The following is a 20,124-nucleotide window of genomic DNA, read 5'->3' on the forward strand; positions in this document are numbered from 1 at the left end:
CAACTAATACTGCTGAGCCGTTCTCGATATAAATTTACTCTGGCATTAACCGCAGCGAGCTCTGCTTTTGTTAGCAATTCGCCATTTAAGAATCGTTGGCAAAGGAATGTACTTTTAAATAACTTGTGCCATCTAATCAGAATCGCTTTATTATTCAAACGCTTTGCTTTTGCTATATCAATATGAAGTACTAGATGAGTATGGTTACTCATAACTGCGTAAGCACAAACATCAATACAAAATATACGACCAAGTTGAAGTAGTTTCTTTTCAACCCAATCGCGTCTGTGTTCAAATGAGCGACCAGTTAGTGGGTCTTGCCCGCACAAAAAAGCGCGACGAACGCAGCGTGAAATGCAGTGATAATAAGGCGTGTTTGAAACGCTAATTAAGTTTCTACGAGGGGTTGCCATGCTCTTCTCCTCCATGAGTTGAACAGTGTAAGTTTAGTCATAATTTTGAGAAGTGAGAAATATTAAATTGGATGTCTGGTTAGTATTTTGAAAGAATAAATATGGGTGTCTAGTTTTATGCTGAGCCTCTCTCGATATAAATTTACTCAGGTATTAACCGCAGTGACTTCTGCTTGTGTAAGTAAGTCACCATCTAAGAATCGTTGGCAAAGGAATGTACTTTTAAATAACTTGTGCCATCTAATCAGAATCGCTTTATTATTCAAACGCTTTGCTTTTGCTATATCAATATGAAGTACTAGATGAGTATGGTTACTCATAACTGCGTAAGCACAAACGTCAATACAAAATATACGACCAAGTTGAAGTAGTTTCTTTTCAACCCAATCGCGTCTGTGTTCATATGAACGACCAGTTAGTGGGTCTTGCCCGCATAAATAAGCGCGACGAACGCAGCGTGAAATGCAGTGATAGTAAGGTGTGCTTGAAACGCTAATTAAGTTTCTACGAGGGGTTGCCATGCTCTTCTCCTCCATGAGTTGAACAATGTAAGTTTAGTCATAATTTTGAGAAGTGAGAAATATTAAATTGGATGTCTGGTTAGTATTTTGAAAGAATAAATGTGGGTGTCTAGTTTTATGTTTTTAAATCTTGTTAGATAAAGTGGGTGTCTGGTTAAGTGGGGTAATAAAAAAGCCAGTCGTAGACTGGCTTTTACTAGGTGGTTAAGGGCTAAGTTTATTAGCCCCAAACAAGTGTTCTATTATAGACGCTCAATTACAGCTTGAGTGAAGTCTGTAGTACCGTGGCTGCCACCTAGGTCACGAGTTGTACGGTCGCCTGATTTGATAACATCAGCAACTGCGCTACGGATTCGCTCTGCAGTGTCGCTCATACCTAAGTGCTCCAGCATTTGGATAGATGCTAAGATCACTGAAGTTGGGTTTGCAAGGTTTTTGCCTGCAATGTCTGGTGCACTACCATGTACAGCTTCGAAGATAGCAGCATCTTCACTGATGTTTGCGCCAGGAGCCATACCTAAACCACCAACAAGACCAGCACATAGGTCAGATAGGATGTCACCGAATAAGTTTGTAGTAACGATTACATCAAACTCATCAGGAGTCATAACTAGTTTCATACAAGTTGCATCAACAATCATTTCTGTTGATTCGATTTGTGGGTAACGCTCAGCTACTTCACGTGCCACTTTTAAGAATAAACCAGATGTAGATTTAAGGATATTCGCTTTGTGTACAGCAGTTACTTTTTTACGGCCTTCACGTACCGCTAGCTCGTATGCAAAAGTAACGATTTTTTCTGCACCTTCACGGGTGATTTTTGACATTGCTTCAGCTTCGTTACCATCTTCAGAAACAACTTGGCCAAGACCTGAGTACATACCTTGCGTGTTTTCACGAATAGTGATGATGTCGATGTCATCGTAACGAGCTTTTGTACCTGCAAATGACTTAACAGGACGAACGTTAGCGTAAAGGCCAAACTTTTTACGTAAAGTTACGTTGATCGAAGTGAAACCTTCACCAACTGGTGTTGTTAATGGACCTTTTAAAGTGATCTTGTTACGCGCGATTGTATCAATTGTTTCTTGCGGAAGTAACTCACCAGTTTTTTCTAGGGCAGCAAGGCCAGCATCAACGAATTCATAATCAAAATCGCAACCTGCAGCTTTAAGGATCTCAAGTGCTGAATCAATAATGCTAGGACCAATGCCGTCGCCTTTGATCACTGTGATGGTTTGTTTAGCCATTTACTTTTCCTATTTATGAGTAGATAAACACGTAAACTTATCGCGAAATAGCATGCGATTTACTTGTTAGAGGGTTTACGTGGATGTGTTTGAAAATTTAAGCGGCTTTTATAGCAATTTATTCAGCTTTTTGCCAGTTTATCCTGTGAATACTGACTATAAATAGACTAAAGTTCATATTTATTTAACGTTTTCGCACTTTTTAACAACACAATCTAAAAATTGTCTGCAAATTCACAGCTTTTGAGATATGCATAAAAATCTGCTTTTGATTGCCATCCAGCGGCCGATAAACTATCGAAAATAATTTGTTCCTGCCAACTACTAAAAAGTGCTTTTGGCTGAAAAACATAATAAGTAAATAGCTTAATCGCGACCCAATGCTTTTCATTGATATCAAGTGTTTGTTTATCATGTTGCTCACTACCAAGTAAATGTTGTGTCCAACTGTTATCGCCAATCAGTTGATTTAAATAGGCCGTTAGTGGTTCTTGGTTTAACTGACTAATCCCAAACAAACAGCCAAGAGGAGGGCTAATCACTTGTTTTTCAGCTTGCTCAAATACCGTTTTACGGGAAATACTGGTTGCTTGATGTTCACAAAGATAAAGAACATAGGCATACAATGGCAAAGCAACCTGCTCAAATTGAATTGAATCGGTGTGTTTAAATAACGCTTGGATAATACGTACCATGTTTTCAAGCCGCTTAGATATATGCTGAAAAAGTGGGTGAGAGGTGGTTGCGACTAAGCGTTGAAACAATACTTTTTGAATAATCGCAGGGGCGTTATCGTATCCGACCATAGATAAACAATGGCGCAAGTCTTTAGCTCTTTGCTGCTCTTTATTATAGGGTTTAGCGGCAACAGTGAGCTGTGTTATTAATTCAGGGTAGGGGCTTAAAAGCTTATTTAAGCCTTGATAGCTATATTCTTTTGATACTTTTAATGCACTAATTAACGTTAAATATTGTTGCCTACGTTGCTCATTTATTGATTGTGGCTCAGCAAAACTTATGTTCTCACTAAACCATACTGTGTAGAGCAAGCGAGTATCTTTACAAGGCCTTTGCTTAGCGCAAGTCGTTAAGCTTGCCTTGATGCGATGCCAACGAATTTTTTCAGGACGACTCACATCGACTAAAATATGACGACCATGTTCATCTGTCGCTAAATAGATAAGTACTTGTTCGGCATATTTTACTTCACTGGCCGGAATGTAAGGGCCAATATGCGCAATCAGAGCTTTTATGGCATTTTGTGCAAATTCGTTCAGTGTACGCAAATATATATCAGCTAAGGCTTTGTACACGCTTATATGCCCACCTGACTCGCGATAAGTCGTATTCATCGCAATAATATTAGCCAAAGCAACTAAGGTTGTTGCACCATCGTAAATCATAATTTTTGGTGCACTTAGTAGTGCTTGTTTATACTTATTTAAACGCGCTAATAAGTGCTGAATAGGTAGCGTATGCGAGCCTGACTCTTTTAGTAGTTTTGCCGCTAATTGATGACGGCATTGCCATAGTTTTTTATCTTGCGGGGTGAGTGCTTTACTTGCTGCTAATTTATTACTTTGCGATTGCACGCACAGGTAATTAGCTAAGCAGCAACTAATAATTTGCTCACTAATAGCTTGGTTGTAATTAAGACTACGGCATAAAATACAGGCTACAACACATTGGTTTACGACTAAATTTGTGGTGTAGCCGTGGTTCGCTACATACAAGCTTAATTGCGCTTGCATCCCTTTTGGGTAGGCTTGGTATAATAGGTAGTACCGCTCAGCAAGGTTACTTAATAAAGGGAAGATTTGAGACCATTTTTGCTTTTGATGGTAAAGTTTAAGTAATTGGTGCGTACTATCAAATAAGCGCGCTAGCTCCCGAGGGGTTACATTTTCCATCATAAGCGTTTAGGTTTCTTGTTGATAGCTTTCATAGGCACTTGGCCCCCATAACACCAACTGACCATTCTTAAAAAGTAGGCCCGTGCACTCGTCTATTGTCGTTATTCCATCGGATTTAACGTGCTGAGTGCGGTAAAAAATTATTTGCCAAACATTGTCTTCGGTGCGTTTTGCATAGGTTAGATCGGGGCTGCCTAAATAATCAAGCACCGCATTTAGATTTTCAGGTTTATCAACAGACAGCTTTGCAATATATCGCTTATTGAAGGCTTCACGGTCTTGCCAGATCATGGCTTGCGGATCATCTTTATAAAAAGTGATCACGAGGGTTGCTATCAGTGCATAAACACCTAACCCAAGTACCAGATATTGGAAAACCTTTTTAAACATGTGTAACTCTATAAAATTAACGCGAATTTTCAGTATACGCTCAGTTGGCCAACTGTGCTACGAGATTGCGACTAATTGAGCCTTAACTGCTTTAAACTAAAGCCTAAGTTAATATCAGTACGCAGCATGACGAGGTTTTTTGATATCACAAACATCTCCATTTCTGAGCTTAGCTTGCGTTTAAGAGTAGGGTTTAGCTCATCGTCGTTTATGGCCGCTTCTATCGACTCATAATCATTAATTAATTGCTGTGCCGACTTATTACCGATCCCTTTAACACCAGGAATATCATTGGTTTTATCGCCTGCCAAAGCCCAAAAATCAGCAAGTCGATGCCTGGGTACATTAAAGCGCTGTTTAATATCTTCAACTTCAATGTATTGCTTTTTAAAGTAGTCATAGATAGCTATTTGTTCAGATAAAAACGGTAAAAAGCCTTTATCAGTAGACACGATAGTCGAAGCTACATTATTTGTAGCTGCTTTGTGAGCAAGGGTGGCAATGATATCGTCGGCTTCGTCATTATCAGGTGAAAACACCACAATGCCAGTGTCTTCAATTGCTTGTTTAAAGCGTGATAAGTTTTGCTTGAGGGTGTCAGGCATTGGTGAACGAGTGCTTTTGTAGGCCTCAAAGTAGTGATAACGCCAGCTTCTTTCACCATCAAACACGGCAATCGCGTGAGTTGCATTACATTGCTGGCGTAACTTTTTGCAAGCATGTGCCACTCGGGCACAGCTTGCTTTTATCATATGCTCTTCACTGTGATGACTCTGATTACTATCAACAGCATAGATGCGCCTAATAAGATTTAGCGCATCTATTAAAAGTAATTGGGTTGTCACATAGTCTCCTGTTAAGCTTTGATCTCATAGCAAGGGATATACTTACTGCCAGGCAACTTCATACGACCTTGATCTACAAATGCTGCCAGCAGCTTATCCATATCAGCCATTAACGAAGGCTCACCACTGAGTACAAAGCGGCCATGTTGTTTGATGGCTTGTAGGCCTTCGTCTTTAACATTACCTGCAACAATGCCTGAGAATGCTCGGCGTAAGTTAGCTGCGAGTTGCTGAGTTGGTTGATCTAAATGTAAATCTAAGCCCGACATATTAGCATGAGTTGGTGCAAACGGCTGTTGGAAATCATGGTCGATTTTTAGCGTCCAGTTAAAGTAGTAAGCGTCACCTTGACTCTTTCTGTATTCACGCACATCAGCCATTTTCGCTTTGAGTGTTTTACCCACACGTTCAGGGTCATCAATAATTACTTCAAATTTCTCAAGCGCCGCTTTACCGAGTGTTTTCTCAACGAATTTACACAGCTCAATAAAGTAGTTTTCACTTTCTTTAGGTCCAGTTAAGATCACTGGTAAACATTGTTTTTCGTTATCAGGATGCAACAAAATACCTAAAAGGTATAACAACTCTTCTGCAGTGCCTGCACCACCTGGGAAAATGATAATGCCATGTGCGGTACGAATAAATGCCTCTAAGCGCTTTTCGATATCGGGTAAAATCACCAATTCATTTACAATCGGGTTAGGTGGCTCAGCGGCAATAATACTTGGCTCGGTTAAACCTAAGTAACGATTATCTGTAATACGCTGTTTAGCATGGCCGATGGTGGCACCTTTCATTGGGCCTTTCATTGCACCTGGGCCACAACCAGTACAAATGTTTAAGCCACGAAGGCCGAGTTCGTAGCCAACCTGTTTAGTATATTTGTATTCAACTTCGTTAATTGAGTGGCCGCCCCAGCAAACTATCATGCTCGGATCACTATTCACTCTCAGTGCGCCTGCATTTCGCAGCATGTCGAAGACCATATGAGTAATGGTTTTTTGCTCTGTTAAGTCTTTTTCGTATTTTTGACAAATAAACAGAATATCGCGAATAACCGAGAAGATATGTTCATGTATACCAGTGATAATTTCGCCATCAACAAAAGCGGATTCGGGTGGGTTTTCAAGTTCAATTTTAATACCACGCTCGCGACTTAATAAGCGAATATCAAAGTCTTCGTATTTATTGTAAATTTCAGAGCTTGAATCGGTGTGGCTGCCCACATTGAGAACCGCGAGCACACAGTTCCTAAATAATTTATAGCGCTCGCTGGTGGATGACTGTTCGAGTAGATCAACTTCTAGTTGCGATAGTAAATCCAGTACACCTGTAGGATTCAGTTGTTTTAACATAAGCACTCTCCTGGCTCATCTATGAGCCTTTATCATTGTGTGTCAAAGACCTCACCATTGAGATAAGGGCTTTATTTGCTAATGCAAACTTTATTTCGTCCTTCATTTTTTGCTTTGTACAGAGCATCGTCGGCACGATCAAAAGCAATCAGCGGGGTATCACCTTTTTTAAGTTGGGTAGCACCAAGAGAAATAGTGATTTCTACTTGCTTATCTTTAAATTTAAACGGTATTGCCTGAATATTTTTGCGCAGTTTTTCAAGAGAGCTAACTGCATTTTCAATAGACATGCCTGTCATTAATAACACAAATTCCTCACCACCGTAACGGGCAATAAAGTCTGATTTACGAATTGATTTTTGTAGTGCTTTAGCAATAACTTGCAATGTTTTATCGCCAGCACTGTGGCCATACCTATCATTAATAGATTTAAAGTGATCGACATCAAGCACCACAAATGTCACATCAGACTCTTGGATGTTAAATAAATGAAATTCATGATTAAAACGTTCATCGAAAGCGGCTCTGTTTGGTAGCTTTGTTAAACCATCAAGTAAGCTTTTATAGCGTTGTTCATTTAACCGTTTTTTGTAAGTTGAGAGTTTGCTTTCTAAATGACTTATTCTTTTATTAATGTCGTTAAAGCTATTTAATAAATGCTCTCTTTCACTCTGTTCTAATTTTTCTTTTGCAATTAAATCATCACTTAATGATTTTAACTCTTCTTCGACTAGCTCTTTGAGGGACGATATTGACGTTGCTTGTTGAGTCTGAGTATTAAGGTTTTTAATTTTTGCTTCTATTTGCTTATTTAGTGACTCGTACTCAGCGCTAAGTGACTCAGAATGTTTACTGGTTGAAACAATTGAGTGATGTAAATCTTCAATTGTTTGATTTAAAGAGATCAAAAAACTCTGTGCTGATTGACGCTCTTTACTCATATTACGAGTAATAATCGTGATAATTTTTAGAGCAGAATCAAGTAAATCATCAATACAGTCGTTATGTGTAATGTTATTCTTTACTGCTTTGATTTGTTCTGCGCTTTCATCCTCTAAAACGAGATCATTTGCTAGGTTAAGTAGTTCGGCTGCAAGCTCGGGTTTAATTTGTGATTCAGTTTCACTTTTTGTCGAAAGCTTTGCCTGTAAAGCTTGATGATAAATTATTACCAGTTTAGATAATAAAGGGATAAAGTCATGGTTAGATTGGATGTTATTTAACTCATGATCAAGCAAATGGCGTAAAGAACGACGGGCATCATCCGGTAAACCTTTTACTTTTTGTAGCTGCTTTCCTGCATCAGTGACACTGTTGTTAAGCTCGCGTTGTAAAGCAATTTGCTTTGCTTCTTGGTGTTTTAATAGCCCTAGAACATCATCAATAAAAGGTGAAAGAAGGTTAAAATCAACCCCTTTTTTCAGAGCACTTCTAAACTTAGCGAGGCGATTATCTAACTCAATATCTAAGCCCTTACAACTTAGAGATAACTTTGCAGCAAACTGAGAAAGAACCTCAACTTGGTGTTTGCGTGCATCCTCAACAACCGTCCGGGCATCGATTGCTTGTTTTAACTTTTTATTAAGAAGATCATGCTGTTGCTGCACCGAGTAATACCGCCGTTATTAATCAACTGTCTATAAGCTAAGTTTACAACAAAATAGTACGAAATGTAGGTTCCAAGTCAAAAACTTAGCCATTTTGTCTATCAAACTTGTTGCAATGGCTGTTTATCGGTTTTTAATTCACATTTTTTATCGCAATTGTTAGTCTATTTCGTAATTTTGATAGTAATAAAAAGAGTTGTTATGAAAAAGTTTTTGGCCATGTCTATTTTGGCGGCCTGTTCTAGCAGTGCGTTTGCAGATGTAAACTACTCACTGTCTATTACTCAGCCTGAACACCACCTAGGTAATGTAAGTGTTGAGTTTCCGCAAACAGCACAAGCACATTTAGATATTAAACTTCCTGCTTGGCGTACTGGTCGCTACGAAATTTTAAATCTTGCCAATGGCGTGCGCTTTTTCGAAGCAAAAGATGATGATGGTAAGGCGTTAGAGTGGGAAAAAATTGACCACAGCACTTGGCGTGTTCACCTAAACGAACCTACTCAAGTCAATGTAGATTACCAAGTTTACGCTAACGAGCTAGGTAAACGTGCTCGTCATATTGATGATAGCCATGCCTTCATTGATGCTTCTGGCTTTTTCATGTTCAGCGAATCATTCCGCCAAGACCCAGTTAAAGTTGAGCTAAATGTACCAAAAGCATGGCGCTCAGTATCGGGTATGGAAAATGCGGGCTCTAAACACAGCTTTAAGGCCGCTGATTACGATATTTTAGTTGATTCACCAATCGAAACGGGTATCAATGAACTACACAAGTTCACTGTTGATGGTCGTGAATATGAGCTCGTTATTTGGGGTGAAGGCAACTACGATGTAGATCAAATGCTAACTGACCTTAAAAAGCTAGTGACAACGGGCAACGTAATTTGGGATAACTACCCGTATGAGCGTTATGTATTTATGGTACATGCTACGTCAGGTGCAGGCGGTGCAACAGAGCATTTAAACTCAACCATTATCCAGCGCCCACGTGACCGTTTTGGTTCTCGTAAAGATTACCTTGCGTTTATCAGCACCGCAGCTCACGAATTCATTCATACTTGGAACGTAAAAGCATACCGCCCTAAAGGTATCGCGCCGTATGACTACACCAATATTAACTACGCGAAAACATTATGGATTGCAGAGGGCTCAACAAGCTACTTTGAAGATCACTTAATGGTGCGTGCTGGCATTGAAACAACTGATGAGTTCTTCGGTACGTTAACGAAAACCATTAATCGTCACTTACAAACACCGGGTCGCGAAGTACAAAGTGCAACTGAAACAAGCTTTGATAAGTGGATTAACCAAGGCGGCGACCACGCTCGCAACTATAGCACTAATATCTATTTAGAAGGTGCGTTGATTTCAATGGCACTCGATATTGATTTGCTAGAAAAAAGCGATGGCAAAATTAGTTACCGCGATGTACACCGTGCGCTTTATAACAAGCACCGTTTACCAGATGGTTTTACGCCAGATGATGTTAAAGCGATTTTAAAAGAGCTAACTGGTCGTGATTACAGTGCTTGGTGGCAATCGAATGTGGACGAGCCAGCTGCTATCGACTTTGATGAGCTACTTGCAAAAGTAGGCTTAGGTTTAATTCGCCCAGAAGGCGCAAAATCAGTACCGAGTATTGATTCGTTTGCTAAAAACAGCGGTGAGTTACTCACCCTAACTCATGTTCGCCGTGGTGGCGCTGCATGGCAAGCGGGCTTAACAACGGATGATAAAATCGTCGCGTTTAACAAAAAGCATGTGGGTAAAGATTTAACAGCCAGCCTCGAAACGTTCAAAGCAGGCGACACAGTGACTGTTGATTTCATTCGACGCGATGCACTGCAAAGCACAACGCTAACACTTAGCGAAGATTTTGATAAAGAGAAAAAGGTCAAAGCATTAAAAGATGCAACACCAGCGCAAATGGCATTGTTTAAAGCATGGATGGGTGTTGACCACCCAAATCAAGCTAAATAACAGCCAAGCTAAATAAATCGTTAATGATTTTTGATTGGTAAGAGAGGAGCTGCGGCTCCTTTCTTTTTGCTTGGTACTTGCTGCGCTTTTACAAATTGCTTAGTGTATTGTGCGTTTAATAGTGCACTGCGAAGTTGCTGCTTTTTACGTCGCCAAAACGACTTTTTAACTTTGCTTGATCTATCACGAATATCGCTTTGTGAATTATCGGGTTGTGATACCGGGTAGGGCAGCAAAGAGTATCCATAAACACCGGTTTCCCACACATGCTGTAAATCGCAGTCAACGGGGCGGCCAAATGTGGCTGTGGCTTTTAACAACGCTTTTGCACCTTCAAAACTAACAGCAGTTGCACAGCAGCCAGACATAAGCTTTTTATGAATAACTAAATGTTGCTCATCGGCAAGGGGTTTAGTAAAGGCAATTTCCCGACTTCGGTCTTTATAAGCGGCCAATTTTATTAGCTGCCAAGGCTGCTTTAATGTACTAATGTTTTCAATTGCACTGTGAATAGAGCGGTCGAGAACAAAGTCATCTTCTAAAATAATGGCGTAATCTAATTGCCTATCGACAATGGTTTGCCATGCTTTTCTGTGACTCAGGTAACAGCCAATTTCACCTTTACTCAATGGCTTGTGGTATTTTTTTAGGTTTAAATCAGCACTATAGTGCTTGGCTATCTCTGTATCATACAGCTCTCTACCATCAATTGCATCAAGGCGTTCAAATGCCAAATTTTGTACATTTAGCTCATGGCTAACACCGTTTAATCGTTCAGTAGAGCTTGCTAAGTTAATTACAAAAATAGCGGTCATTATCGTTACCTGATGGTCAGTTTGAGTCAGGCTAACAAGCTTTAATGACGCTTGGGTGTCAGAACTATTTCGCTTTTATGTCAGGGCGAGGAGTATTTAAAATCGCTTGCTTTTCTTGCTCGGATAAAATGATCCAATCAAAAATTTCATCATTACTGCGACCACAGCCAGTGCAATAGCCATTTAGGCGATGACATTGACCGATGCAATCTGTTTTAAATTGGCTGGTTGGTTTTTTTGATTTTGTCATAGTGATGTGAAGGCTAATATAGCCTTCATGAGTGTATTACTTGCCTTCAATTGGCTTACCAATTTCAAGAGTGGTAGACCAAGGCTGTTTGCGTGATAGGGTTTTACCCGAATGAATTGAGATAACAGGGTTGTTTTCGTCAAGCACAAACGTGGTGCGTAACGATTCAGCTGACTCTTTTTGTGTTTGATGCCAGTTATTACTTGCTAAACAAGCTTGGGTAAAATTAACCGCACGGGTGTGATCGGCAACAGCTTGTTGCTGTTGCTCGTAGTTGCCTACACAGCGGTAGGTAACATTGTCTTTATCAAGCGCCGTGATTTGACAGTTATCGGCAATAAGGTTGTATTTTGCTGTCCATGTTTCCATGTATTTTGTATTTACACGGCTACGTTTTAAGCCTTCAAAGCGGTTATCGTAAGCACCTAATAGGGCGTTAATTTTCTCGCAAGGGGTTAAGTTATCAATGGCTGTTTGTTGTTCAGTTGTTAGTCCTGTACAACCTGTTAAAACAAGGCCAGTTAGTAAGGCGGCGAGTGGCTTTTTCATATCAGGCTATCCTTTTAAATAGCAGTTCCTTAAACGTTTCCTAAAGGATACCTAAGCCCTTGTAAAAATGCTAATAAAGATTGGTGATTACAAAGCAAAATGCCCTCGTAAAGGAGGGCATTTTAGTTGCGTATATGGTAAAAGCGCAGGCTTACATTTTAGTTTTACCAGCAATGTTGGTCACTTTTACTGAGCCAGAACCATCACTTAGTAACTCAAAGTTTGCTGCAGTATCAACGCGAATGCTGCCTGAGCCATCTGAAACGACAACATCACCAGAAATATCATTTAAGTCGATGCCACCAGAACCATCGTGTATTTCAATATTGCCCTGTGCGTTGGCAACATCAATATTACCTGAGCCGTCATGAATTTTAATATCACGGCTGATATTACGTGCCTCTATGCTACCCGAACCATCATTGATTTCTAATGTGCCTGTAATGTCATTTGCGGTAATTGAACCTGAACCATCGTTGATCACAGTATCAGCGACTTTGCTAATAATAATTTCGCCAGAGCCATCGTGTACATCAACATTAAATGAACGAGGGATCGCAACAGTTAAATCAATGCGGGTTTGCTTATTGGTGTGGTAATCGCACTGGCCTGCACTAAGTGCTGCGTTATTGCCTTTGGCTTCAAGGTTTAAGCAGTATTCATCATGAGGCTTTTCTTGATAAATCTCGGCTTTAACGGTTACTTCATCACTGTCACTACCGGTTATATGTAAAAAACCAGAGCCGGCTTCTACTTTTAAAGCGCTTAATGAGGCTGCATCTAGCGTTAGGTTTTTCGTGTCTTGTAGTGACATATCACCCCAAGAAAATGTTTGTGCTGATAATAAGCCTGCGGCAATGAGTGAGAGTGTTTTTACTGTACTTAACATGGTTCTTCCCTTTCATATCTGTGGTGTTATTAGCTTAGTCGCAGGTGCTGATAAAAAAGGTTTAAAGGGTTTAAAAATTTTTTATAAAAATAATAGGCTGAACTTATGAATTCTAAGGTTAAGGCTAATAATTACAAAGTAATGCGATAAGTGGGATTAATAAATGCACCTGTATTTTCTATGTACGAAATAGAACATTTAATAAGACTAACATTCTGATATACACGATTAAGTAGAGCTTGAATCATCAAGCCCTACTAAAAAGGACAAATTTTTTAGTTTAATAATTTATTTCTATTTGACCAACTGAAACAGTTCCTTGCTGCCAAGTTGTTCTACATGTCAATGAAAGAATAGAATTGTCTTGATAATTATTATCTAAACTTGTTGTGAAATTAACACTTTGTTTAGATGAGTTATTTAGATCAGATATGCTAATCCAATCAAAACCCTGTCCAGTCCCATATTTAAGCCATACTTCACTGTTGCCATCATTTACTTTTTTAATCTGTGAAATTGAGCAACCACCAAAAGAGTTATTTAAACCTTGAGTAGTACCGTGAACTGTTAGTTGGTATTGACCAATGTTATCGTTCAATGGAATTGCACAATTGAAGTAACGTGAAGTTCTTGAAAATGTTGGGTTGAAAATAAAGTATCCGTTAGCGGTTGCGCCAACATTTTCTAAAGAGACTTCTTTTAGTGCTGATAAATCGCCATTTGTAGCAATTAGCTCGTTTAAAGCTGAAGATTTTTTCACAGTATCTTCACTACAATGCGCAGAGCCAGTAAAAGTAATTGTTTGTGAAAATGCTGATGTTGATGCAATCGCTAAAAGGGTAGCAATTGATAATGAAATTTTATTCATGATAAGAATCCTTCTTCTTTGTCCTTTTCAATTGAATTAGACCATAATTAGACTTACTAATCAAATAATGAAATTATATATATTGTTGAATTTATTGCATTTATTTTAAGTTGACATCAATTCACGTTTTTACTGTTGTTGCAATGGATTCTAAAATCACACTATATGTGAGGAGGTGACCTTGCAGGACTTAAAGGCTTTAGTGAACATGACTTTACCCGTGATGTTTTAAAGCACAGGGTAGATAAGAGTGGATTTAAGAAACACTAAAAAAGATGCACCTAAAAAGGTGCATCTAACTGAACTTAATTTACTTATGGCGACCTTGTAAACAGCTCACCACATCAGCCAGCGATAGGCCTTGGCGCTGCAATAACACAGTTAAATGATACAGTAAGTCTGCCGATTCATTGGTTAATTCATCGTTATCATGTTTCATGGCTGCAAGGGCAACTTCAACGCCTTCCTCACCCACTTTTTGGCAACTACGGCTTAAGTCTTTTGCAAACAAAGACGCTGTGTAGCTTTTACTTGGATCATCGTCTTTACGTGAGACAATCACTTGTTCAAGCTCAGCTAAAAACGATAAGCTAGGTTTAGCATCATCGCCGAAGCAGCTTTGTGTACCAAGGTGGCATGTTGGCCCAAGTGGGTTTGCCAGTACTAATAGTGAGTCGTAATCGCAGTCGGTGTGTACAGAGACGACTTCAAGGTAGTTTTCTGATGTTTCGCCTTTGGTCCATAAACGCTCTTTAGAACGCGAGTAAAAGGTTACTTTTTGTTTGTCGAAAGTGGCAGCTAATGCATCTTGATTCATAAAGCCTTGCATTAAAATCACCCCAGTGCGTGCGTCTTGCACAATAGCTGGGATCAATTCGCTTTTGGCAAAATCGACTTGAGAAAGAGTGTCTTTGGTTAATTGCATAGTCTTGCCGCTACATTATTATCAGTTAAAAATTGTTTTAGTTCGCCAATATCAATGACGTTCTTGTGAAATACGCTGGCAGCGAGTGCGCCATCAACTTGACTTTGTTGAAACACATCAACAAAGTCTTGCATCGTACCTGCGCCGCCCGATGCAATCAGAGGAATATCGCACAGTGCACGCATTTTTGATAGCTGAACATTGTCGTAGCCTTTACGCACGCCGTCTTGGTTCATACAATTGAGCACGATTTCACCAGCACCTAGGTCTTGCACGCGCTTAACCCATTCTTCGGTTTTGTAGCGAGTACGGCTTGATGCATTTGGGTCGCCAGTCAGCTGGTAGACTAAATACTCGCCAGTGGTTTCATCATAAAAACTATCAATACCCACAACTACGCATTGTTTACCAAACTCATCGTGTAATTCTTTGATAAGCTCTGGGCGAGCAATTGCAGGGCTATTAATACTGATTTTATCTGCACCACGTTCTAAAACACGTGCTGCATCAGCAACAGATTTAATGCCGCCTGCCACACAAAATGGAATATCAATGTGGCGTGCAATATTCTCAACCCAATTGACATCAAGTAGGCGTTTTTCGACGCTGGCACTGATTTCATAAAACACCAGTTCATCCGCACCGGCATCGCTGTAAGCTTTAGCAAGCGTTAAAATATCACCAACCACTTCATGGCCTTTAAATTTAACACCTTTAACGACTTGGCCGTCTTTTACATCTAAACAAGGGATTATGCGTTTTGATAACATGCTAACGCCTCCTCAACATGAAAGGCACCATCGAGCAATGATTTACCTAAGATAACACCGCCAACGCCCAGTTTTTTCAGCTTTGCAATATCATCCAGTGAGCTTACACCACCTGAAGCTTGAACTTTAATCTCGCTGTTGTGGTTGGTTAAATCTTCATAAAGTGCAAACGAAGGACCGGTCATGGTGCCGTCTTTACTGATGTCAGTACACAGAAAATCAACTACACCCAGTGCCACGTAAAAATCAACAAGTTCGAACAAACCAAACTCAGATTCACTTAACCAACCATGTGTTGCGGGTGCCCAGCCGTTGTCAGTTTTATTTACATCTAGTGCGATAACAAAGTGAGAGCTGCCAAATTTTTCAATCCACGCCTTTACTTGTTCGCGCTTTTCAACGGCCATTGAGCCGATCACGACTTGATTAGCACCGGCTTCAAGCCAGTCAGCAACATCTTGCTCTGAGCGAATACCACCGCCCACTTGATAAGGCACATTAAGCGCTTTGGTTGCAGCTTGAATATGCTGCCACTGTTTTTTATTTGGATCGCGCGCGCCTTCTAAATCAACTAAGTGCAGTTTGCCTGCGCCGCTGTTTGCATACTCTTGTAGGCGAGCGCTAAGTTCGTAAGGGTAAAATTGTGCTGTATCATACTTACCTTGGTATAAGCGCACAATTTGGTTTTGTAATACATCGAGTGCTGGAATAATCACGTTTATTTCTCTTATTTTTTGCTGCGCTTACAGCTGCCAATCTAAAAAGTTTTGTAAAAGTCGCGTGCCTACTTTGGCGCTTCGCTCTGGGTGGAACTGCATGCCTGCGTAGTTATCTTTAGCAACAATTGCTGAAAAAGCTTGCCCGTATTCACCGCTAACTAGGGTGGCATCGTTCACTGTGTGAGCAAAGCTATGCACAAAGTACACTTGATCTTGCGCCGATAACCCTTTGGTAAGGGCATGCTCTTTTAACACGCTTAGGTCATTCCACCCCATGTGTGGTGAGGTTAATGTGCCCACATCTAAGTGCTTAACAACACCCGGAATTTTGCCAAGGCAATCAACATTGCCTTCTTCTGTGCTGTCGCAAAGCAATTGCATGCCTAAACAAATGCCCATTAGCGGGCGCTGATATTCATCAATGGCTTGCTGCCAACCACCGTCTTTTAAGCGTTTCATGGCAACAGAAGCATGACCTACGCCGGGTAAAATCGCACGTTCAAAGTCTTTTAGTTGCTCAGGTGAGGTGATCACCTCAGGCGTTTTCCCTAAGCGCTCAAAGGCAAAACGAACTGAGTTAATGTTGGCACAACCGGTATTAATTATGGCAATCATAAACACCCCTTAGAGCTGGCAGTTTGTTGCGAGGCATCTTTTGCAATCGCAGCGCGAAGTGCTCTTGCAAACGCTTTAAAAAGGCCTTCAACTTGGTGATGACAGTTACCATCGCTAACCGACAAAATAAGGCTCATGGCGGCATTATCACTTAAGCTTTTAAAGAAGTGTTCAACCATTTGCACGTCTAAGTCGCCGACTTTTTCACGGCTAAAATCGGCATTTAATACAAACGAGGCGCGGCCCGATAAATCAATTTGCGCTTCTGCTTTACATTCATCCATAGGGAGTGCAAAACCATAGCGACCAATTTGCGTTTTTGTTCCTAGCGCTTGTTTAAGGGCAAGGCCAAGTGCAATGCCGATATCTTCAACTAGGTGGTGCTCATCAATGTGTAAGTCGCCAGTGGCTTGAATATTAAGTCCGATATTGGCGTGTGTACGAATTTGGTCAAGCATGTGATCGAAAAAGCCAAGGCCAGTGCTAATTTCGCCATTTTTTGTTTGGTCTAAATTAACTTGCACATCGATTTGCGTTTCTTTGGTGTTGCGAGTAACACGACCTTCACGGTTTGCTGTTGTCAGCTTAGTGACAATGGCATCCCAGCTGCCGTCATACAAAATGCCTTCGCAGCATAAGTTATTGGCAAGCCCGATGTCAGTTTGGCGGTCGCCAATCACAAATGTGCGTGATAAATCGACTTTACCTGAGCGCATCAGCTCAGTAAGTAAACCCGTTTTTGGTTTACGGCAGTCACAATTTTGCTCATCAAAGTGAGGGCAGATCAGAACTTCATCAAATTTAATCCCTTGGCTATTTAAGATATCCATCATCTTGTCTTGAGCAATATCAAAATCAGCCGTCGGGAAGCTATCAGTGCCTAAACCATCTTGGTTTGAAACCATAACAAGGCGGTAACCTGCCGCTTGAAGTTGTAATAGAGCAGGGATCACATTCGGCAAAAACACTAATTTTTCGAGGCTATCAACCTGTTTGTCGGTGATAGGCTCTTCGATAATCGTGCCATCGCGGTCAATAAATAAATACGGGTTGCTCATGATAATTCCTGTTCTACTGTTTTACTGGTCAGTGATAAGCCATCTAACCAAAGTTTTACTTGTTCTAGTTCTTGCTCGTTACCGATAGAAATTCGTAACCAATCATCTTCGCCATATAAGGTGAAGGCACGCATTACGAGTCCTTGCTCAAGTGCGATATTAAATGATTGCTTGTCTTTTAATTTTAAAGTGACGAAGTTACCTTCACCGCTCAGTACTTTGATAACAGCAGGTGATTGCTCAAGCCAGCTTTTCAGTTTGGCTTTTAAGCTATTTAAAATCGTTACCTGACGGCGCATTGAAGCGATGTTGTCACTACTTAATGCATCTGCGGCAATGCTCGCAACCACCGTTGATACAGGGTAAGGCGCAATCACTTTACGAATAGGCGCAAGTAGCTCGCTGTTGGCTAATGTGAAGCCTGTTCTTAAACCCGCTAGTGCAAATGCTTTTGATAAAGTCCTTAGTACCACAAGGTTACTAAACTCGTTGATCAGGCTTGCCGCTGTTTGTTCTGGGCAAAATTCTATATAAGCTTCATCCACCACGACAATCGCTTTACCCGCAAGTTGTTGAGTGACTTTTCTGATTTTGTCTAAGCTTGTCATGCTGCCGGTAGGGTTATTTGGATTACAAATAAACACCAGCTTTGAATCAGCAACAGCAGTTACAATCTCATCAACCGTGCCTTTTAATAACAGCTCTTGAGTTAAACCGTTAATCGCAATGTTGTGGGTATCAGCAGTGACTTTGTACATGCCGTAAGTTGGCAAAAAGAGTGCGATGCTATCTTTAGCTGGGCTACAAAAAGTACGTACTAATAGCTCAATACCTTCGTCAGCGCCGCGAGTCATCAGTACTTGCTCTGGCTCTAAATTAGCATAGCAAGCGTAACGAGTGATCACTTGCTGAGGCTGCGGATCTGGGTAGCGGTTTAAATCAGCTAAATTGATATTTGGCGTACGTGAATAAGGGCTTTCATTGGCGTTTAACCAGGTTGTGCCTGTCAGCTTTTCACTTTTCGCCGAACTGTAGGCTGTAAGCGCTGCAATGTTGTCTGGCAACAGCGTTGTTATTTTTGAATTATCGCTCATTATTCATAGCCTCAAGACGAATTGAAACAGCATTAGCGTGAGCATCAAGCCCCTCTGCTGCAGCTAAAGGTAAAATTGCTTTAGATAATTCACGTAAGCCATTTTTACTTATGGTTTGCACTGTGAAAGTTCTAAAGAAGTCCAGTAAGTTTAAGCTCGAATAGGTCGCACTGTAACCATACGTTGGTAGTACGTGGTTCGTACCCGATGCATAGTCTCCGGCAGACTCCGGAGTGTAATCACCCACAAATACTGAACCGGCATTTTTCACTAAGCTTAAATAAGGCTGCGCATCAGCAAGCTGTAGAATAAGGTGCTCAGGACCATATTGCGCAGACACTGCAAAGGCTTGCTCAACCGAGTCGACTAATATCAAGCTTGAGTTTGCTAGGGCTTGCTCGGCAGTGTCTTTACGACTTAATTTTGCTAGCTGCTCTGTTAATGCTTGCTGTGTTTTTTCAATAATACGCTCGCTGTTACACAGTAAAATAACCTGTGAATCAGCACCGTGCTCCGCTTGCGATAATAAATCTGCCGCAATAAACTCTGGGTTTGCACGCTCATCAGCAATCACTAGCACTTCAGAAGGGCCCGCTGGCATATCAATCGCCATACCTGGAATAGTTTGCGCAACAAGTTGTTTTGCCATGGTGACAAAGCTATTTCCCGGGCCAAAAATCTTGTTCACTTTAGGCACTGATTCTGTACCGTAAGCCATCGCTGCAATCGCTCCGGCGCCGCCACTTTCTACAATGGTTTTAATACCACATAGTTTTGCCGCATATAAAATGGCAGGGTTGATAGTTTCATCGGCTTTCACAGGTGTAGTAAGCACAACGGTTTGTGCACCACTCAACTGTGCAAGCACCCCTTGCATAATTACTGACGATGGCAGTGGCGCACTGCCACCTGGCACGTAAATACCTACCGCTTCAATGGCTTGATATTTAAGTTCACACAATACGCCAGGTTGCGTTGTTAACTTAATATCTTTAGGTAATTGTGCTTGGTGAAAGCGTTTTACATTGGCATAGGCCGTTTCGATGGCAGCTTTTAACTCGTTTGATAATAACTGCTCAGCTTGGTTTATTTCTTCAACTGGCACTAATAAGCGAGGTGTTTCGCGCTTATCAAACTCTTTTGCCATCTTTAATAACGCTGCGTCACCTTGTGCTTTAACTGCATTTAAGATGTCGATACAAATTGCTTCAACCTCTTTACTTGCAGTAACAGCAGGGCGGGTAAGTACCGCCTGCTGTGCTTGTTGATTTTCCTCATTCCAGCGAAACATGGAT

20 protein-coding genes and 1 pseudogene are annotated in these 20,124 nt (G+C 40.8%); 1 reads left to right on the forward strand and 20 read right to left on the reverse strand.

The genetic code is table 11. The features are described 5' to 3' along the window. The 8 genes and pseudogenes from CWB80_RS03140 to CWB80_RS03175 form a co-directional block, all read right to left on the reverse strand. Nucleotides 1-413, reverse strand: a 413-nt coding sequence (locus tag CWB80_RS03140; RefSeq protein ID WP_138686272.1) for a Mobile element protein, incomplete at its 3' end; no start/stop codon positions are given. A 217-nt stretch (nucleotides 414-630) separates the two neighbouring features. Next, a pseudogene (locus CWB80_RS03145) lies at nucleotides 631-934 on the reverse strand (transposase); the annotation flags it as partial. A gap of 242 nt (nucleotides 935-1,176) precedes the next feature. Further along, nucleotides 1,177-2,184, reverse strand: coding sequence for an isocitrate dehydrogenase (locus CWB80_RS03150; RefSeq protein ID WP_138600722.1), 1,008 nt, complete (start codon nucleotides 2,182-2,184; stop codon nucleotides 1,177-1,179). Nucleotides 2,185-2,399: 215 nt separating this feature from the next. Beyond that, nucleotides 2,400-4,097 carry a hypothetical protein gene (locus tag CWB80_RS03155; protein WP_138600725.1) on the reverse strand — a complete coding sequence of 566 codons (1,698 nt, stop codon included), beginning with the start codon at nucleotides 4,095-4,097 and terminating at the stop codon, nucleotides 2,400-2,402. 6 nt (nucleotides 4,098-4,103) lie between these two features. Continuing rightward, a complete protein-coding gene (locus CWB80_RS03160; protein WP_054552003.1) occupies nucleotides 4,104-4,487 on the reverse strand; it encodes a DUF3192 domain-containing protein in 384 nt (127 codons plus the stop codon). A gap of 71 nt (nucleotides 4,488-4,558) precedes the next feature. Continuing rightward, the gene (gene xni, locus CWB80_RS03165) at nucleotides 4,559-5,332 is read right to left on the reverse strand and encodes a flap endonuclease Xni (RefSeq protein WP_138600727.1); all 774 of its coding nucleotides are present in this window, start codon (nucleotides 5,330-5,332) and stop codon (nucleotides 4,559-4,561) included. Nucleotides 5,333-5,343: 11 nt separating this feature from the next. Continuing rightward, nucleotides 5,344-6,687, reverse strand: coding sequence for a nucleotide 5'-monophosphate nucleosidase PpnN (gene ppnN / locus CWB80_RS03170; RefSeq protein WP_138600729.1), 1,344 nt, complete (start codon nucleotides 6,685-6,687; stop codon nucleotides 5,344-5,346). A gap of 71 nt (nucleotides 6,688-6,758) precedes the next feature. After that, nucleotides 6,759-8,294 carry a GGDEF domain-containing protein gene (locus CWB80_RS03175; protein ID WP_138600731.1) on the reverse strand — a complete coding sequence of 512 codons (1,536 nt, stop codon included), beginning with the start codon at nucleotides 8,292-8,294 and terminating at the stop codon, nucleotides 6,759-6,761. A 201-nt stretch (nucleotides 8,295-8,495) separates the two neighbouring features. On the opposite strand from CWB80_RS03175, the gene CWB80_RS03180 reads away from it, so the two are divergent. After that, nucleotides 8,496-10,277, forward strand: coding sequence for a M61 family metallopeptidase (locus CWB80_RS03180; RefSeq protein ID WP_138600733.1), 1,782 nt, complete (start codon nucleotides 8,496-8,498; stop codon nucleotides 10,275-10,277). Nucleotides 10,278-10,297: 20 nt separating this feature from the next. Here the strand turns inward: CWB80_RS03180 and CWB80_RS03185 are convergent, their stop codons facing one another. The 12 genes from CWB80_RS03185 to hisD form a co-directional block, all read right to left on the reverse strand. Next, complete coding sequence (locus CWB80_RS03185; RefSeq protein WP_138600735.1) at nucleotides 10,298-11,092, reverse strand: glycosyltransferase family 25 protein; 795 nt, start codon at nucleotides 11,090-11,092, stop codon at nucleotides 10,298-10,300. A 64-nt stretch (nucleotides 11,093-11,156) separates the two neighbouring features. Then, on the reverse strand, nucleotides 11,157-11,342 hold the full coding sequence (locus CWB80_RS03190; protein WP_138600737.1) for a DUF1289 domain-containing protein: 186 nt from the start codon (nucleotides 11,340-11,342) through the stop codon (nucleotides 11,157-11,159). 36 nt (nucleotides 11,343-11,378) lie between these two features. Further along, the gene (locus CWB80_RS03195) at nucleotides 11,379-11,891 is read right to left on the reverse strand and encodes a hypothetical protein (protein ID WP_054552010.1); all 513 of its coding nucleotides are present in this window, start codon (nucleotides 11,889-11,891) and stop codon (nucleotides 11,379-11,381) included. Between the two features lie 151 nt (nucleotides 11,892-12,042). Further along, nucleotides 12,043-12,780 (reverse strand): DUF4097 family beta strand repeat-containing protein, encoded by a 738-nt coding sequence (locus tag CWB80_RS03200; RefSeq protein ID WP_138600740.1) that lies wholly within the window; start codon nucleotides 12,778-12,780, stop codon nucleotides 12,043-12,045. A gap of 280 nt (nucleotides 12,781-13,060) precedes the next feature. Continuing rightward, on the reverse strand, nucleotides 13,061-13,648 hold the full coding sequence (locus tag CWB80_RS03205; RefSeq protein WP_138600742.1) for a hypothetical protein: 588 nt from the start codon (nucleotides 13,646-13,648) through the stop codon (nucleotides 13,061-13,063). A 310-nt stretch (nucleotides 13,649-13,958) separates the two neighbouring features. Next, entirely contained in the window at nucleotides 13,959-14,573 is a 615-nt protein-coding gene (gene hisIE, locus CWB80_RS03210) for a bifunctional phosphoribosyl-AMP cyclohydrolase/phosphoribosyl-ATP diphosphatase HisIE (RefSeq protein ID WP_138600744.1), read from the reverse strand. Continuing rightward, nucleotides 14,564-15,343 carry an imidazole glycerol phosphate synthase subunit HisF gene (gene hisF / locus CWB80_RS03215; protein ID WP_054563887.1) on the reverse strand — a complete coding sequence of 260 codons (780 nt, stop codon included), beginning with the start codon at nucleotides 15,341-15,343 and terminating at the stop codon, nucleotides 14,564-14,566. Before hisF ends, hisIE begins: the two co-directional genes overlap by 10 nt. After that, the gene (locus CWB80_RS03220; protein WP_138600746.1) at nucleotides 15,325-16,059 is read right to left on the reverse strand and encodes a 1-(5-phosphoribosyl)-5-[(5-phosphoribosylamino)methylideneamino] imidazole-4-carboxamide isomerase; all 735 of its coding nucleotides are present in this window, start codon (nucleotides 16,057-16,059) and stop codon (nucleotides 15,325-15,327) included. The genes hisF and CWB80_RS03220 overlap by 19 nt, the downstream gene beginning before the upstream one ends. A 27-nt stretch (nucleotides 16,060-16,086) precedes the next feature. Continuing rightward, nucleotides 16,087-16,677: an imidazole glycerol phosphate synthase subunit HisH gene (gene hisH / locus CWB80_RS03225; protein ID WP_138600748.1), complete on the reverse strand. Its 591-nt coding sequence runs from the start codon at nucleotides 16,675-16,677 to the stop codon at nucleotides 16,087-16,089. Beyond that, on the reverse strand, nucleotides 16,674-17,735 hold the full coding sequence (hisB, locus tag CWB80_RS03230; protein WP_138600750.1) for a bifunctional histidinol-phosphatase/imidazoleglycerol-phosphate dehydratase HisB: 1,062 nt from the start codon (nucleotides 17,733-17,735) through the stop codon (nucleotides 16,674-16,676). Before hisB ends, hisH begins: the two co-directional genes overlap by 4 nt. Continuing rightward, on the reverse strand, nucleotides 17,732-18,829 hold the full coding sequence (gene hisC / locus CWB80_RS03235; protein WP_502704997.1) for a histidinol-phosphate transaminase: 1,098 nt from the start codon (nucleotides 18,827-18,829) through the stop codon (nucleotides 17,732-17,734). Before hisC ends, hisB begins: the two co-directional genes overlap by 4 nt. Continuing rightward, nucleotides 18,819-20,120 carry a histidinol dehydrogenase gene (gene hisD / locus CWB80_RS03240; RefSeq protein WP_138600754.1) on the reverse strand — a complete coding sequence of 434 codons (1,302 nt, stop codon included), beginning with the start codon at nucleotides 20,118-20,120 and terminating at the stop codon, nucleotides 18,819-18,821. Before hisD ends, hisC begins: the two co-directional genes overlap by 11 nt. Nucleotides 20,121-20,124 lie beyond the last annotated feature (4 nt).

The sequence above is a fragment of the Pseudoalteromonas sp. S1650 genome (assembly GCF_005887195.1).
GTDB lineage: Bacteria > Pseudomonadota > Gammaproteobacteria > Enterobacterales > Alteromonadaceae > Pseudoalteromonas > Pseudoalteromonas simplex.

Coding starts and splice junctions, on each gene's coding strand:
- CWB80_RS03195 (WP_054552010.1), bottom strand. CDS start 11,891: ATGAAAAAGCCACTCGCCGCCTTACTAACTGGCCTTGTTTTAACAGGT.
- CWB80_RS03150 (WP_138600722.1), bottom strand. CDS start 2,184: ATGGCTAAACAAACCATCACAGTGATCAAAGGCGACGGCATTGGTCCT.
- CWB80_RS03160 (WP_054552003.1), bottom strand. CDS start 4,487: ATGTTTAAAAAGGTTTTCCAATATCTGGTACTTGGGTTAGGTGTTTAT.
- ppnN (WP_138600729.1), bottom strand. CDS start 6,687: ATGTTAAAACAACTGAATCCTACAGGTGTACTGGATTTACTATCGCAA.
- hisF (WP_054563887.1), bottom strand. CDS start 15,343: ATGTTATCAAAACGCATAATCCCTTGTTTAGATGTAAAAGACGGCCAA.
- hisIE (WP_138600744.1), bottom strand. CDS start 14,573: ATGCAATTAACCAAAGACACTCTTTCTCAAGTCGATTTTGCCAAAAGC.
- CWB80_RS03205 (WP_138600742.1), bottom strand. CDS start 13,648: ATGAATAAAATTTCATTATCAATTGCTACCCTTTTAGCGATTGCATCA.
- CWB80_RS03185 (WP_138600735.1), bottom strand. CDS start 11,092: ATGACCGCTATTTTTGTAATTAACTTAGCAAGCTCTACTGAACGATTA.
- CWB80_RS03200 (WP_138600740.1), bottom strand. CDS start 12,780: ATGTTAAGTACAGTAAAAACACTCTCACTCATTGCCGCAGGCTTATTA.
- CWB80_RS03180 (WP_138600733.1), top strand. CDS start 8,496: ATGAAAAAGTTTTTGGCCATGTCTATTTTGGCGGCCTGTTCTAGCAGT.
- CWB80_RS03155 (WP_138600725.1), bottom strand. CDS start 4,097: ATGATGGAAAATGTAACCCCTCGGGAGCTAGCGCGCTTATTTGATAGT.
- hisC (WP_502704997.1), bottom strand. CDS start 18,829: ATGAGCGATAATTCAAAAATAACAACGCTGTTGCCAGACAACATTGCA.
- hisB (WP_138600750.1), bottom strand. CDS start 17,735: ATGAGCAACCCGTATTTATTTATTGACCGCGATGGCACGATTATCGAA.
- hisD (WP_138600754.1), bottom strand. CDS start 20,120: ATGTTTCGCTGGAATGAGGAAAATCAACAAGCACAGCAGGCGGTACTT.
- CWB80_RS03190 (WP_138600737.1), bottom strand. CDS start 11,342: ATGACAAAATCAAAAAAACCAACCAGCCAATTTAAAACAGATTGCATC.
- hisH (WP_138600748.1), bottom strand. CDS start 16,677: ATGATTGCCATAATTAATACCGGTTGTGCCAACATTAACTCAGTTCGT.